Source organism: Nocardioides sp. PD653-B2, assembly GCF_002117935.1.
Classification (GTDB): domain Bacteria; phylum Actinomycetota; class Actinomycetes; order Propionibacteriales; family Nocardioidaceae; genus Nocardioides.
The window spans coordinates 1-13,255 of the sequence record NZ_BDJE01000049.1 but is presented as its reverse complement, the minus strand read 5'-3'; the positions used below and the strand labels follow the sequence as shown (position 1 = coordinate 13,255).

Genomic DNA, 13,255 nt, shown 5'->3' with positions numbered 1-13,255 from the left:
CGCCTTCCTCAACCACCGGTGAGCCGGGGTTCGCTTCCTTCCTCTCCCACCGGGTCGTCGCTAGTAGTCGGACGCGGCCGATCCGCTCGGGAAGAGCACCAGCTGGTGGGCGGGGGGCCGGATGGTGCGCAGGGCTCGGCAGCGCTGCTGCTCGACGGTGAGCCGGCACGTCACGAGGGTGACCCGGTGCGGTCCGAACGGGGTGCCGTCGAAGGCGACTCCGTACGCCGTCGCGTCGTCCGTCCAGCCGCCCAGGACGAACTTCCGACCGTGCAGGTCGGTCGGCAGCCGGCGGCCGCTGTCCACCGCGAACACCTCGGTGCGGTTGGCGACGAGCTGCAAGGTCACCGAGCCGTCGGGCGAGACGTGACCCCACTGGGTCGACAGGTAGGGGTCGCGCGGGACCACCAGGCGGCCGTGACGCACGAGAGCGGGCAGCGACCGACCCCCGCCCGGGTCGCGGCCGGCGAAGAAGAACTGGTCGCCGTGGTCGGTCCGCTCGCCCGTCCGGGGGTCCCAGGACATCACGTCGATGCCCGACGCGGTCCGGACGAAGAGCTCGTCGCCGTCGAAGCCCAGGACCCGGGGCTCCGCGTCCTCGTACAGGTCGGCGAGGTCGTCGTCGGCGTCACCCATGCCGGCATCGTCGCGGACCACGACCTCGCCGGACTCGAGGTCGACGACGACGGTGGACCACGGCATCTCGGACGTGTCGAGGAAGCCCAGGTAGCGGCCGTCCTCCGACGCGCGGAGCTCGTCGGCGCGCAAGTCCGTAGCCCGGACCCTGTCGCCGTCGGTCACCCGCACGACGTCGGAGCGGCCCCGGACGAAGTAGATCCGGCCGTTCGCGGCCACCATCGCCCGTACGGCGCCGCCGGCACGGATGGTCCTCTCACCGACGTGGACGGTGTCGCCGACCGCCCAGACCACGGCGTCCGTGGCGAGCGGGCCGGTGCCGGCCGGCAGGTCGGGTGGGGCCGGGTCCGTCCGTCCGGAGGACGAGTGGCAGGCGGTCAGCGCGAGGCCCAGCGTCACGCATGCCAGGGCCCGTCTCATCGCGCCATCGTAGGTGCGGGGCCCTTGACGCCCGGACACCCCTTCAGCACCGTGGACGCATGTCACCCGAGGCCGTCTGCGTGCGATGCTCCGCGCCGGTCCTGGAGACCCCCGGTGCCCCGGACGCGCCGTGGTCGTGCCCGGCGCACGGCGCGACCCGCGCGCTGTGGCGGCCGGAGGAGGCGACGTACGAGGCGTTCGCGGGGCACCTGTCGGCGACCGACGGCTTCCCGACCTACGTGCCCTGGCCGATGGGACCCGGGTGGAGCGTGACCGACTTCGCCGCGGTCGGCGACGCGCCGGGACGGACCCGCGCGACCCTGACCTGCACGTCGGGCACCAGCGAGCTGGACGGACCGGTCGACGCCATCGTGATCGCCGAGGAGCCCGGCACCGGTCTGGGGGCTCGCTGCGCGGGCACGAGGTACGACGACCCCGGGATCGACATCCTGCGCCGGCCGCCGGCGGCGCGGATCCGGATCGGCAGCCAGTCGGTCAACCTCTGGGACATCTCGACCAGCTCGTCGGACGGCGAGTTCGACCGGTCGGTGGTGGCCGGTGAGGCGGGCGGCCGGTGGCTGTGGATCGTGCTGCGCCCGGCGTCGGCGCTGTTGCTGCTGCGCGACGACTGGATCCTGCGCGACGTCTCGCACGTCGGCCCGCAGCTGGTGGAGATGCCCTTCGGAGGCCACCGGCCGGTCTGGTGAAAGGTCCAGCGCCTAGGCTCGTCGGGTGCGCATCGACCTCCACACGCACTCACGTGCGAGCGACGGGACCGACCGTCCCGCCGCACTCGTGCGCGCGGCGGTCGACGCCGGTCTCGACGTCGTCGCGATCACCGACCATGACACCGCCGACGGCTGGGCCGAGGCCGGTGCCGCCGCGGTCGAGCTCGGGATCGAGCTGGTGCCCGGCATGGAGATCAGCACCATCCACCGGGGTCGCAGCGTGCACCTGCTCGCCTACCTGCCCGATCCGACCTACCCGCCCCTGGCCGGCGAGCTCACCCAGGTGCTGACCGGGCGCGGGTCACGGGTGCCGGCGATGCTCCAGCAGCTGCACCGGCACGGCATCGAGATCACCGAGGACGACGTGCGCCGTGCCTCCGACGGCACCGCGGCACCGGGCCGCCCCCACATCGCCGACGCGCTGGTCACCCTGGGCGTCGTCGCCGACCGGACCGAGGCCTTCAACGCCTACCTCGGCGCCGGCAAGGTGGCGTACGTCGACCGGTACGCCGCCCCGCTCGAGGCCGCCATCCGCCACGTGACGGACGCCGGCGGTGTCGCCGTCATCGCCCACCCGTGGGGGAGGGGCGGCCTCGGTCGCCCCGACGAGGAGACCCTGGCCGCGCTCCACGAGATCGGGCTCGCCGGGATCGAGGTCGACCACCAGGACCACGACCCCGCCACCCGCGAGCGGCTGCGCGCCATCGCGCGCAACCTCGGCCTGGTCGCGACCGGCTCGAGCGACTACCACGGGGTCGGCAAGACCGACCACGAGCTCGGCTGCAACACCACCGCGCCCGAGGAGTACGCCCGCCTGATGGAGCTCGCCCGGGCGGCGGCCGCAGGCTCCGACCGCGTCACCCCGGTGCCGGTCGTCCCGCCCGACCTATGATCGGGCGATGCGTCTCGGAAGACTGGTCTTCTCCACCGTCCTCCTGACGACCGCCCTCGCGGCCGCCCCGGTGGCCGCCGCCGACGCGGCCGCCCGGCCTGTCCCGGTCGAGGGACGCGTGGTCGACCGGCAGGGCGACCCGGTCCGCGGGGCCACGGTCGTGGCGGTCGACGTCCAGGACCGCGCGCGGCACCTGATCGCGAAGACCTCGGCCGACGGCCGGTTCGAGGCGACCCTGGCGCCGAAGGGCAGGTTCTACGTCGAGGTGTGCGAGGGCAGCGGCCGGGCGGGGTGTGCCGCGATGCCGTCCCTGCTGCCGGTCTACGTCGGCCCCGACGAACGCGCCGTGACGCCGCTTCTCCTCACGTCGTACTTCCCGCGGGGCCAGCGGCGGATCGACCTGGGGCGCGTCGCCCTGCGGCACCGGGCCGCCCGGATCACGGTCACCGTCGACGCGGGCAGGCCCTCCGTCGTCCGCATCCAGGGCGCTGATCCCGGGGGCCGGATCGTCGTGCCGGAGCCGCCGTCGGCGACTCTCGACGGCCGCAGGTCCGGCGGTGTCCGTCGCATCGGCGGCCTGGTGCCGGGCGCCTACGACCTGCACCTCACGTCCTACCGGGGCTCCCTCGGCTCGTCGACGTTCCGCGTCGAGCTGACGGCGGGCGCCAACCGCGTCGACCTCTCCGGACCGGGCCCCTCGGTCTCCGGCACCGTCACGCACGACGGAGTCCCGGTCGCCGACGCACGCGTGCGGCTCCAGCGCACGTCGGCCCCCGGCACCGTCGGCTACGGCAACGAGGTGGTCGTCCACACCGACGCGCAGGGGCGCTACGTGGTCGACGCGGTCCCGACCGGCACCTACCGGGTCTCGGTCGGTGGCCCGGGCGAGGCGACGCCGTACGCCGTGGCCGACGCCCGCGTCCCCGGACGGCGCTCGCAGGTGACCGCGGACCTCGCCACCGACACCGCCGAGGCCGGGCGGATCACCGGCACCGCTCCACCGGCCGCAGGGCAGACCGCTGAGCAGCGCGCGCAGCAGGTCGTCTCCGTGCGTGACATCACAGGCGACCCGGAGCCCGCCAGACCGGTCGCCGAGGTCCCGGTCGACCCGGTGACCGGCGCCTTCGTCGTGGACGGGCTACCGGCAGGTGAGTACGGCCTCGAGTCGTTCTGGACGCCCGACCACCCGAGCTGGACGACCGTGACGGTCGTCGCCGGCGACACGGCGGAGGCGACCTTCGACCCACCACCGGTCGGCGCGGGGCGGCTCACGATCGACCTGCCGCCGGACGCCGACGGGGTCGAGCTCGCGCGCCGGGAGCCCGCCTGGGCGCCGGAGAGGGGCGGGCCGGTCACGTGGGCTGCAGATGACCAGGGTCGTGTCGTCCTCGACGACTTCCCGTTCGGGACGTACGACGCGCAGGCGTTGAACGAGGCGGAGTTCGTGGCGGCGCCACCGCGGGTGGTCGGGTTCACCGAGGACGGCCAGACGGTCACGATCGAGCGGGGCCCCCGGTACGGCGAGCTCGCCGGTGTGCTGACGCTGCCCTCGGGCCGCCCGGCCCCACGCCCGGGCGTCGTGCGGAGCGTCTTCTGCCAGCGACTCGGGGGCGGCAGCCTCTTCGGCCGGGACCTGGTCCGCTTCTACACCCGCCGCGGCGCGACGTTCGGGTCGCCGTACCTGCGCCCGGGGACGTGGGTCTGCCGTCCCGAGGTGCCGCCGACCAGCCCGGGGCGCGCGGGCAACGGCAACTGGCGGCTCCCGTACTACTGCCCGCCGTCAGCGCCGTTCGACGTGCGGCCGGGAGAGGTCACGCACCTCGCGCTGCCGCTCCGCCCCCGGAAGCCCTGAGCCCTACTTGCGCCCCAGCGCCTGGAACCGCTGCAGCACGCCGGTCGGCACCAGCCGGGCCGCGGTGGCGATCGCCTTGTACTGAGCGCCGGGGATCGACCACACCTTGCCCTTGGCGTGGTCCTTGAGGGCGGTGGCGACCAGCTCGTCGGCGTCGAGCCACAAGAAGGCGGGCGCCGAGTCGCGGCTGACGTCCATCCGCTCGTGGAACTCGGTCTTCGTGAAGCCCGGGCACAGGCAGGTCACGGTGATGCCCTGCGGGCGGTACTCGTGGGCCGCCCACTCCGAGAAGCTGTTGACCCAGGCCTTGGCCGCCGAGTAGGTGCCGCGGGGCAGGAACGACGCCACGCTCGACACGTTGATGATGCCGCCGCTGCCGCGCTCGGCCATCGGGCCGAGGGCCGCGTGCGACAGGCGCAGCACGGCCGTCACCAGCACCTCGAGCATCGCCTGCTCCTCGTCGACCGTGTTGTCGAGGAACCGCTTCTTGAGCCCGAAGCCCGCGTTGTTGACCAGCAGGTCGACCGGCCGCGCGGGGTCGGCCAGCCGAGCCTCGACCAGCGCCAGCTCCGCCCGGTCGGTCAGGTCGGCGGCCAGCACCTCGACCTGCACGCCGTACGACGACCGCAGCTCGGCCGCCTCGGACTCGAGCCGGTCGACGGCCCGCGCGACCAGGACCAGGTCGTAGCCCTGCCGGGCCAGCTGGTGGGCGAAGGAGCGGCCGATGCCGGCCGTGGGACCGGTCACGAGTGCGGTCGGGGACATGACGCCAAGTCAAACAGGTGCCTGCGCGATCTCTGCACCCCTGTCCGGCATGATGGTCCGCGTGACCACGACACTCGCGATCGCCAACCAGAAGGGCGGGGTCGCCAAGACGACGACCGTCGCCTCGGTCGGCGCTGCGCTCGCGGAGCTGGGTCACTCGGTGCTGCTGGTCGACCTCGACCCGCAGGCGTGCTTGACGTTCTCCCTCGGCATCGACCCCGAGGACCTCGAGCTCTCGGTCCACCACGTGCTGACCAAGGGCCTCGACCCGACCGAGGTGATCATCACGACCGAGGACGGCGTCGACCTGGTCCCGGCCACGATCGAGCTGGCCCGTGCCGAGGCCGACCTGCTGACCCGCACCGGGCGCGAGCACGTCATCAGGTCCATGATCGAGGCGCTCGAGGAGGAGGAGTTCTCCTACGACTGGGTCCTGCTCGACTGCCCGCCGTCGCTCGGTGTGCTCACCGTCGCCGCCCTGACCGCCGCCGACGGCGTGCTGATCCCGCTCCAGTGCGAGACTCTGTCCCACCGCGGCGTCGGCCAGCTGCTCGACACGGTCCACGACGTACGCCGCTTCACCAACCGCAAGCTCGAGGTCTGGGGCGTGCTGCCGACGTTGTACGACGGCCGCACCAACCACTCGCGCACGGTCCTCGAGACGATCTCGGACACCTACGACCTCGAGGTCGTGGAGCCGCCGATCCCCAAGACGATCAAGTTCGCCGAGGCGCCCGCCGCCGGCCGCTCCATCCTGGCGACCAGCCGCTCCAGCAAGGGCGCTCAGGCCTACCGTGCCGTCGCCGAGAACCTCGTCCTGCGCTCCCAGCGCCCGAAGGCCACGAAGAAGGCAGCGAAGAAGGCAGCGAAGCAGGCTGCCAAGTGAGCCAGCACCGGGGTGAGCGGGTCAAGCCGCGCTACGGCCGGCTGACCGCGCTCGGCTCCTCGCTCGCGGTGACCCTGATCGCCGTCCTCGGTGGCACCGGCGTGCTGCCGTCGGCCGCCGGCGGCGACCCCGAGCGCACCGCCTCCAGTGCCGCCGGCTCGATCAACCCGGTCGCTGACCCGAGCCCGACCGCCGAGCCGGAGACCGACACCACTACGCCGGACGCGACGCGGTCGACCGACGCCACGGAGACCGAGCTCGACCCGGCCCTCGACTCGGCCCTCCCGGCCGACTCGGGCCACGGCAAGCGCGTGGTCTTCAGCGAGAGCCGGCAGCGGGTCTGGCTGGTCACGGGCGCCAAGAAGGTCGTGCGCACCTACCTCGTCTCGGGCAGCCTCACCGACAACCTCGACCCCGGCACGTACGCGGTCTACTCGCGCTCCGAGCAGGCCTGGGGCATCGACGACTCCGGCACGATGAAGTACTTCGTCCGGTTCACCCAGGGCGACACCGGCGCCGCGATCGGCTTCCACGACATCCCGGTCGACGACGGCCACCTGGTGCAGACCAAGGCGCAGCTCGGCACACCCCAGTCCCACGGCTGCATCCGGCAGAACCGCCCCGACGCCATCGCGCTCTGGGACTTCGCACCGCTCGGCACCACGGTGGTCGTCACCGCCTGAGGTGTCACGTGGAGGCCGACGTCAGGCGTCAGTGAGGTGTGACCATCACGAAGACCGACGTCGGCCCGACAGCCGGGCGAGAGGTGTCCCGGGTGCAGGACTTCGACGAGCTGGTCGCCGCCACCGGCCGTCAGCTCCACCGCGCCGCCCTGCTCCTCACGGGAGGTGACCACCACCTCGCGGAGGACCTGCTCCAGACGACCTACGCCAAGGTGTACGCCTCCTGGAGCCGGGTCAGCCGGGCCGACGACCCGGTCGCCTACACCCGGACCGTGCTGACCCGTACGTTCCTGTCCCACCGGCGCCTGCGCCGCTCGTCCGAGCAGCCCAGCGACGAGCTTCCCGAACGTGCCGCCGACCCACCCGACCGGGCCGTGCGCCTCGACCTCGTCGCGGCCCTGCAGGAGCTGTCGGCCGCGGACCGGGTCGTCGTCGTGCACCGCTACTGGCTGGATCGCAGCGTCGCGGAGACGGCCCGCGAGCTCCGGATCAGCGAGACGGCCGTCCGCACCCGGTCCCGGCGGGCGCTGGCTCGGCTCCGTCTCCACCTCACCGACCTGGACGAGGAGTCCTGATGAACCTGCACGAGCACCTCACCGCCACCCTGGACCGGGTCGACGAGACGGGACCGGACCTGGTCCGGCTGACCGCGGTCGCCCGGCGCCGCGGCACCGGCCTCCGACGACGCCGTACGACGGGTCTCGCGGCCGCCGCGAGCGTCGCCGTCCTTGCGATGACCGGCGGCGTCGTCGTCGCCATCAGCGGGCCGGACGGCACCGGGCCGTCGATCGCCACCGAGCCGGTCCGGCCCGACCTCGGCGGCGCGACCGCGCCGACGACGGGCGAGAGCGCGGCGCTGGCCCTGCAGTGGACCGTCGGCCAGCAGCGGCCGGGGTCGGCCTCGGATCTCGCGGGGCAGCTCTCGGCGACCAGTGGCGACTACTACGTCGAGATCCACTGGGACGACGCCGATGCGTTGGGCGCGTCAGTGGTCGGGCTCAACGTGCAGCACGGGCGCGGCATGCACGCCACCTGCGACGACCCCGAGCACCTGGGCTGCCGGGCCACCCGCCTGTCCGACGGGTCCGAGCTCACGACGTACGAGGAGCGGGCCGACGTGCCCGGCGGTCCGGCGACCCGACGGGTCGCCGACCTGCTGCGACCCGACCGGATCCGCATCGTCGCGTCATCGACCGACGGTGTCGACGCCGAGGACGGCTCCTGGGACCGGACTCGGCCGACGCCCCCGCTGAGCCTGGCCGACCTGACCTCGATCGTGCGGCGGCCGATGTGGGGCGACGAGTTGCCGGTCGCGTTCGTCGACGCCGGGCAGGGCCTCGAGCCCTACCGCGACCTCGACGACCACGGTGGCTGGATCCACGGACCCGCCTGAGGCGTGCCTCAGTCGGTGTTGGGCACCGGCGCGGTGGTGCCGCTGCCGGAGCCGCTCGAACGACGGCGCCGGTTGCGGCTGCGGCTGGGACGCGACTCGCCCTCGGCGGTCGCGTCCTTCGCGGCCGGCGCGGTGCCCCCGGAGGCCGGGGTCTCGCCGCTGCGGGTGCGCGTGCGGTTGCGGTCGCGGTTGCGGGCCGGACGGTCGCCGCCGGAGCGCTCGCCGCGGCCACCACGGTCGCCGCCACGGTCCTCGCGGGGCTTGCGCTCCACCGGGGCGGGGTCGACGATGCGGCCCTTCGTGCCGGGGGCGATGCCCTGGTCGTGGTAGAGGTGCTCCGAGGTCGAGTACGTCTCCTGCGGGTCCTCGAACGGCAGGTCGAGCGTCTTGTTGATCATCTTCCAGCGGGCGATGTCCGGCCAGTCCACGAAGGTGATCGCGATGCCCGAGGCGCCGGCCCGGCCGGTGCGGCCGATCCGGTGGACGTAGGTCTTGTCGTCCTCGGGGCAGGTGTAGTTGATGACGTGCGAGACGCCGGCGACGTCGATGCCGCGGGCGGCGACGTCGGTGGCGACCAGGACCCGGATCTTGTCCTCGCGGAACTTGGCGAGGGCCTTCTCGCGGGCCACCTGGGCCATGTCGCCGTGCAGCGGGCTGGTGCTGAAGCCGCGCTCCGCGAGGTCGTCCGCGACGCGCTGGGCCTGACGCTTGGTGCGGGTGAAGACGATGATCTTGCCGGCGTCCTCGGCCTGCAGGACGCGACCGATGATCTCGGGCTTGTCGAGGTCGTGGGCCAGGTAGATGAACTGCGCGGTCGCGGGCACCATCGTGGTGTCGTACGACGACTCGGCGCGGATGTTCATCGGGTGGCGCATGTGGGTGCGGGCCAGCGAGACGATCGCGGCCGGCATCGTGGCCGAGAAGAGCATCGTCTGGCGGGTCTCGGGCGTCATCGCCAGGAGCCGCTCGACATCGGGCAGGAAGCCCAGGTCGAGCATCTCGTCGGCCTCGTCGAGCACCAGCGCGTGCACGTGGGAGAGGTCCAGCGCGCGGCGGTTGGCCAGGTCGATCAGGCGGCCCGGGGTGCCGACGACGATGTCGACACCGCTCGCGAGCGTGTCGAGCTGGGTGTCGTAGCCGACGCCGCCGTACACGGTGAGGACCCGGAGACCCAGGTCCTTGCTGGCGAGGTGGAGGTCGTTGGAGACCTGGAGCGCGAGCTCACGGGTCGGAGCAACGATCAGCGCCTGCGGCTTGCCCTGCGGCAGGTCGGCGTACGCGGGGTCGGTCATCGTGACGCTGCGCTGCAGCACCGGGATGCCGAAGGCGAGCGTCTTGCCGGTGCCGGTGCGGGCCTGACCGATGAGGTCGGTGCCGAGCAGGGCGACGGAGAGGGTCATCTCCTGGATCGCGAACGGGGTGGTGATGTTGGCGCGCTCGAGCGCGTCGCAAATCTCGGGAAGGACCCCGAGCTCTCGGAACGTGGTCAGTGTCTTCTGCTTTCGTGAGTCAGCCGGGTATCAACCGAGTGAACGTCGGATGCGGCGGACTCCCCGAATCGACACCGGGAACGGCCTGCCGCGCACATGCGGCGAGGTCACAGCCAGGGAACGGGTGACCTCGGTCGGAACCAGTCTATCGGTAGGGTGCGCACGTGCCCCCATCCACGCCGCCACCCGCTCCGGAGGAGATCCAGGTGGCGTTCCAGGACCCGCAGTACCGCGAGGCCGTGGTCGACCTGCTGGGTGCGATCGCGTACGGCGAGATCTCGGCGTTCGAGCGGCTGGCCGAGGACGCCAAGCTGGCGCCCACGCTCGAGGACAAGGTCGCGATCGCGGCGATGGCCTCCGCCGAGTTCGGCCACGTGGCGCGGCTGCGCGAGCGGCTGACGCAGCTCGGGGCCGACCCGTTCGAGGCGATGGCGCCCTTCCAGGCGCCGATCGACAAGTTCCACGAGTACACCGCGCCCGGCGACTGGTACGAGGGCCTGATCAAGGCCTACGTCGGCGACGGGATGGCCAACGACTTCTACCGCGAGATCGCGGCCTACCTCGACACGGACACCCGCGACCTGATCGTCGCCTCGCTCGAGGACTCCGGGCACTCCGCCTTCGTGGTCGACCGGGTGCGCGCGGCGATCGCCGCCGACCCGCGCCTCGGCGGCCGGCTCGCGCTGTGGGGTCGCCGGCTGATGGGGGAGGCGCTGACCCAGGCGCAGCGGGTCGCGGCCGACTGGGACGCGCTCACGGCGCTGCTCGCCGGCGGCGTCGACCGGCCGGGCCTCGACCTGGCCGCGCTGGGCCGGATGTTCACCCGGATCACCGAGCGGCACGCCGAGCGGATGGCCGAGCTCGGGCTCGCCTCCTAGTCAGCTCTGCGTACGACCGGTGCTGCCGGAGGCGACCGCCACCAGCACCGCGGCGACGATGACCTGCCAGGTGTGGCGCCACCAGTCGAAGCCCCGCGTGTTGTCGGCGTAGAACAGCCCGTACAGGTAGTTGCCGATCAGCACGCCGCCGATGCCGCAGATCACGGTGAGCCACAGCGGGATGTTGTCCCGGTCGCCGGGCGCGACCAGCTTGCCGAGCAGCCCGATGATGCTGCCGCCGATCAGGGCCCAGAGGAGCGCGGAGATCATGGGCTCATCATGTCGGAAACTAGCCGCGGAAGCCGACCTGTCCGGCGGTGCCGTGCCCGATCTCGACGTACGCCAGCTTGGCTGCCGGGACGATGATCTTGCGGCCCTTGGTGTCGCTGAGGGTGAAGACGCCACCCTCGGACCCCAGCGCGTCACCGATCAGCTTCTCGACGCTCTCGGCCGACTCGTCGGTCTCGACGGTGAGCTCACGCGCGGCGTACTGGATGCCGATCTTGACCTCCACGAGGTCCTCCTCTTGCAGTGCTGTGGGTGTGGGACTACGGGTCGGTGGTTCAGTGGTCTTCGTTGAGCGGGAACCCGCGGATGCCGCGCCAGGCGAGGCTCGACACCAGGGAGGCGGCGTCGGACTGGCGGATGTCGCCGGGGTCCGAGAGCCAGAACCGGGCGCTGACCTGTGCCATTCCCACGAGCGAGACAGCGATCAGCCGGGACGCGTCGCCGGGCAGCCCGGTGTCGTCGTGGATGACGTGCGCGATCATCGCGGCGCACTCGGTGGTCACGCGGTCGACGTGCTCGCGGACGGCAGGCTCGTTGGTCAGGTCGGACTCGAAGACCAGGCGGAACGCGCCGGTCTCGCCGGCGACGTACTCGTAGAAGACGTCCATGGTCGCCGCGACCCGCTGCTTGTTGTCGTGCGTCGACTCCAGGGCCTGGCGGCAGTTCTCGATGATCGTGTCGCAGGCCTGGTCGAGCAGCGCGAGATAGAGGTCGAGCTTGCCCGGGAAGTGCTGGTAGAGCACCGGCTTGGACACACCCGCCCGCTCGGCGATGTCGTCCATGGCCGCCGCGTGGTAGCCCTGGGCCACGAAGACCTCGAGTGCGGACTCCATCAGCTGCGCTCGACGCTCGCGTCGGGGCATCCGACCGCCGCGCGGGCGTGCGGCCGGTGCGTCGTACTGCTCTGCGGTCACGCCGCGAACAGTACCGGTTCGACGCGAACGTCCGGATGACGGGACGTGGCGATCGGGCCCGCGGGTCGGCGGGGAACATGGCAGGGCATCAGGTTGTTCGAACAGTCGAACCGACCACTCAAGGAGTACGCCGTGTCCTTTCCCGCGCTCGTCGAGCCTGCGGACGAACTGACCATCGACGAGGTACGCCGCTACAGCCGGCACCTCATCATCCCCGACGTGGGCATGACGGGGCAGAAGCGCCTCAAGAACGCCAAGGTGCTGGTGATCGGCGCCGGCGGGCTGGGCAGCCCCGCGCTGCTCTACCTGGCCGCGGCCGGGGTGCACACGCTCGGCATCGCCGAGTTCGACGAGGTCGATGAGTCGAACCTGCAGCGCCAGATCATCCACGGCCAGTCCGACATCGGGAAGTCGAAGGCGCTGTCGGCCAAGGAGTCGATCGCCGAGGCCAACCCCTACGTCGACGTGATCCTCCACGAGGAGCGCCTCGACAACGACAACGTGATGCGGATCTTCGAGGGCTACGACCTCATCGTCGACGGCACCGACAACTTCGCGACCCGCTACATGGTCAACGACGCGGCGTACTTCCTGAAGATCCCCTACATCTGGGGCTCGATCTACCGCTTCGACGGCCAGGCCTCGGTGTTCGCGCCGTCCATGTCCGACGACGCGCCCTGCTACCGCTGCCTCTACCCCGAGCCCCCGCCGCCGGGCATGGTCCCGAGCTGCGCCGAGGGCGGCGTGCTCGGCGTGCTGTGCGCCTCCATCGGCTCGATCCAGGTCAACGAGGCCATCAAGCTGCTCACCGGCATCGGCGAGCCGCTGATCGGCAAGCTGATGATCTACGACGCCCTCGAGATGGAGTACCGCAAGCTGCGCGTCCGCAAGGACCCGAACTGCGCGCTCTGCGGCGAGCACCCGACCGTCACCGGGCTGATCGACTACGACGCCTTCTGCGGCGCGATCTCCGAGGAGGCGGCCGACGCCGCCGCCGGCTCGACGATCTCGGTCACCACGCTCGAGCACATGCTCAAGGAGCGCGACGAGGGCACGCGTGACTTCGTCCTCGTCGACGTCCGCGAGCCCAACGAGTACGAGATCAACAAGATCCCGGGCTCGGTCCTGATCCCCAAGGGCGACTTCCTCAACGGATCGGCCCTCGAGAAGCTGCCCTCCGACAAGCAGATCGTCATGCACTGCAAGTCGGGGGTCCGCTCGGCCGAGACGCTGGCCATCGTGAAGGGCGCCGGCTACGCGGACGCCGTCCACGTGGGTGGCGGCGTCGTCGCCTGGGTCAACCAGATCGACCCGAGCCAGCCGACGTACTGATGAGCTGCCTGCGGGACCCGAGCTTGCTCGGGTCCCGCAGATGCAGCAGCCAGATCGAGTAGCCGCGCGACCGACGCAGGAGGTCGCGACCGGCGTAT

At 72.2% G+C, this 13,255-nt stretch carries 15 protein-coding genes; 9 read left to right on the top strand and 6 right to left on the bottom strand.

Going from position 1 to position 13,255, the window contains the following annotated elements; genetic code table 11:
• Positions 1 to 60: 60 nt before the first annotated feature.
• Complete coding sequence (locus tag PD653B2_RS20695) at positions 61 to 1,056, bottom strand: hypothetical protein (protein WP_133059097.1); 996 nt, start codon at positions 1,054 to 1,056, stop codon at positions 61 to 63.
• 59 nt (positions 1,057 to 1,115) lie between these two features.
• Here PD653B2_RS20695 and PD653B2_RS20690 point away from each other — a divergent pair, with 59 nt between their 5' ends.
• From PD653B2_RS20690 to PD653B2_RS20680, 3 genes are read left to right on the top strand one after another with little or no spacing between them, the layout of a single operon-like run.
• Positions 1,116 to 1,763 carry a DUF6758 family protein gene (locus PD653B2_RS20690; protein WP_085874308.1) on the top strand — a complete coding sequence of 216 codons (648 nt, stop codon included), beginning with the start codon at positions 1,116 to 1,118 and terminating at the stop codon, positions 1,761 to 1,763.
• Positions 1,764 to 1,788: 25 nt separating this feature from the next.
• Positions 1,789 to 2,676 carry a PHP domain-containing protein gene (locus tag PD653B2_RS20685; RefSeq protein ID WP_085874307.1) on the top strand — a complete coding sequence of 296 codons (888 nt, stop codon included), beginning with the start codon at positions 1,789 to 1,791 and terminating at the stop codon, positions 2,674 to 2,676.
• A gap of 7 nt (positions 2,677 to 2,683) precedes the next feature.
• Positions 2,684 to 4,528 (top strand): carboxypeptidase-like regulatory domain-containing protein, encoded by a 1,845-nt coding sequence (locus PD653B2_RS20680; protein WP_085874306.1) that lies wholly within the window; start codon positions 2,684 to 2,686, stop codon positions 4,526 to 4,528.
• Positions 4,529 to 4,531: 3 nt separating this feature from the next.
• Here PD653B2_RS20680 and PD653B2_RS20675 read toward each other — a convergent pair whose 3' ends face one another.
• A complete protein-coding gene (locus tag PD653B2_RS20675; RefSeq protein WP_085874305.1) occupies positions 4,532 to 5,293 on the bottom strand; it encodes an SDR family NAD(P)-dependent oxidoreductase in 762 nt (253 codons plus the stop codon).
• A 61-nt stretch (positions 5,294 to 5,354) separates the two neighbouring features.
• On the opposite strand from PD653B2_RS20675, the gene PD653B2_RS20670 reads away from it, so the two are divergent.
• The 4 genes from PD653B2_RS20670 to PD653B2_RS20655 are packed head-to-tail and all read left to right on the top strand — an operon-like array spanning position 5,355 to position 8,255.
• Entirely contained in the window at positions 5,355 to 6,179 is an 825-nt protein-coding gene (locus PD653B2_RS20670; RefSeq protein WP_085874312.1) for a ParA family protein, read from the top strand.
• On the top strand, positions 6,176 to 6,862 hold the full coding sequence (locus PD653B2_RS20665; protein ID WP_085874304.1) for a L,D-transpeptidase: 687 nt from the start codon (positions 6,176 to 6,178) through the stop codon (positions 6,860 to 6,862). The genes PD653B2_RS20670 and PD653B2_RS20665 overlap by 4 nt, the downstream gene beginning before the upstream one ends.
• Positions 6,863 to 6,900: 38 nt before the next feature.
• Positions 6,901 to 7,437, top strand: a complete 537-nt coding sequence (locus tag PD653B2_RS20660; protein WP_242665376.1) for a SigE family RNA polymerase sigma factor — start codon at positions 6,901 to 6,903, stop codon at positions 7,435 to 7,437.
• Positions 7,437 to 8,255 carry a hypothetical protein gene (locus tag PD653B2_RS20655; RefSeq protein ID WP_085874303.1) on the top strand — a complete coding sequence of 273 codons (819 nt, stop codon included), beginning with the start codon at positions 7,437 to 7,439 and terminating at the stop codon, positions 8,253 to 8,255. Before PD653B2_RS20660 ends, PD653B2_RS20655 begins: the two co-directional genes overlap by 1 nt.
• 8 nt (positions 8,256 to 8,263) lie before the next feature.
• Here PD653B2_RS20655 and PD653B2_RS20650 read toward each other — a convergent pair whose 3' ends face one another.
• Positions 8,264 to 9,655: a DEAD/DEAH box helicase gene (locus PD653B2_RS20650; RefSeq protein WP_242665375.1), complete on the bottom strand. Its 1,392-nt coding sequence runs from the start codon at positions 9,653 to 9,655 to the stop codon at positions 8,264 to 8,266.
• A 254-nt stretch (positions 9,656 to 9,909) separates the two neighbouring features.
• On the opposite strand from PD653B2_RS20650, the gene PD653B2_RS20645 reads away from it, so the two are divergent.
• Positions 9,910 to 10,623: a ferritin-like fold-containing protein gene (locus tag PD653B2_RS20645; protein ID WP_085874301.1), complete on the top strand. Its 714-nt coding sequence runs from the start codon at positions 9,910 to 9,912 to the stop codon at positions 10,621 to 10,623.
• Here the strand turns inward: PD653B2_RS20645 and PD653B2_RS20640 are convergent, their stop codons facing one another.
• The 3 genes from PD653B2_RS20640 to PD653B2_RS20630 are packed head-to-tail and all read right to left on the bottom strand — an operon-like array spanning position 10,624 to position 11,774.
• Positions 10,624 to 10,893, bottom strand: coding sequence for a GlsB/YeaQ/YmgE family stress response membrane protein (locus tag PD653B2_RS20640; protein ID WP_085874300.1), 270 nt, complete (start codon positions 10,891 to 10,893; stop codon positions 10,624 to 10,626).
• Between the two features lie 19 nt (positions 10,894 to 10,912).
• Positions 10,913 to 11,137, bottom strand: coding sequence for a DUF3107 domain-containing protein (locus PD653B2_RS20635; protein ID WP_085874299.1), 225 nt, complete (start codon positions 11,135 to 11,137; stop codon positions 10,913 to 10,915).
• 49 nt (positions 11,138 to 11,186) lie between these two features.
• A complete protein-coding gene (locus PD653B2_RS20630; RefSeq protein WP_085874310.1) occupies positions 11,187 to 11,774 on the bottom strand; it encodes a TetR/AcrR family transcriptional regulator in 588 nt (195 codons plus the stop codon).
• 183 nt (positions 11,775 to 11,957) lie between these two features.
• On the opposite strand from PD653B2_RS20630, the gene moeZ reads away from it, so the two are divergent.
• Positions 11,958 to 13,157 carry an adenylyltransferase/sulfurtransferase MoeZ gene (gene moeZ, locus PD653B2_RS20625; protein ID WP_085874298.1) on the top strand — a complete coding sequence of 400 codons (1,200 nt, stop codon included), beginning with the start codon at positions 11,958 to 11,960 and terminating at the stop codon, positions 13,155 to 13,157.
• Positions 13,158 to 13,255: the final 98 nt, after the last annotated feature.

Coding starts and splice junctions, on each gene's coding strand:
- PD653B2_RS20695 (WP_133059097.1), bottom strand. CDS start 1,056: ATGAGACGGGCCCTGGCATGCGTGACGCTGGGCCTCGCGCTGACCGCC.
- PD653B2_RS20690 (WP_085874308.1), top strand. CDS start 1,116: ATGTCACCCGAGGCCGTCTGCGTGCGATGCTCCGCGCCGGTCCTGGAG.
- PD653B2_RS20680 (WP_085874306.1), top strand. CDS start 2,684: ATGCGTCTCGGAAGACTGGTCTTCTCCACCGTCCTCCTGACGACCGCC.
- PD653B2_RS20675 (WP_085874305.1), bottom strand. CDS start 5,293: ATGTCCCCGACCGCACTCGTGACCGGTCCCACGGCCGGCATCGGCCGC.
- PD653B2_RS20655 (WP_085874303.1), top strand. CDS start 7,437: ATGAACCTGCACGAGCACCTCACCGCCACCCTGGACCGGGTCGACGAG.
- PD653B2_RS20650 (WP_242665375.1), bottom strand. CDS start 9,655: ATGACCCTCTCCGTCGCCCTGCTCGGCACCGACCTCATCGGTCAGGCC.
- PD653B2_RS20640 (WP_085874300.1), bottom strand. CDS start 10,893: ATGATCTCCGCGCTCCTCTGGGCCCTGATCGGCGGCAGCATCATCGGG.
- PD653B2_RS20630 (WP_085874310.1), bottom strand. CDS start 11,774: ATGCCCCGACGCGAGCGTCGAGCGCAGCTGATGGAGTCCGCACTCGAG.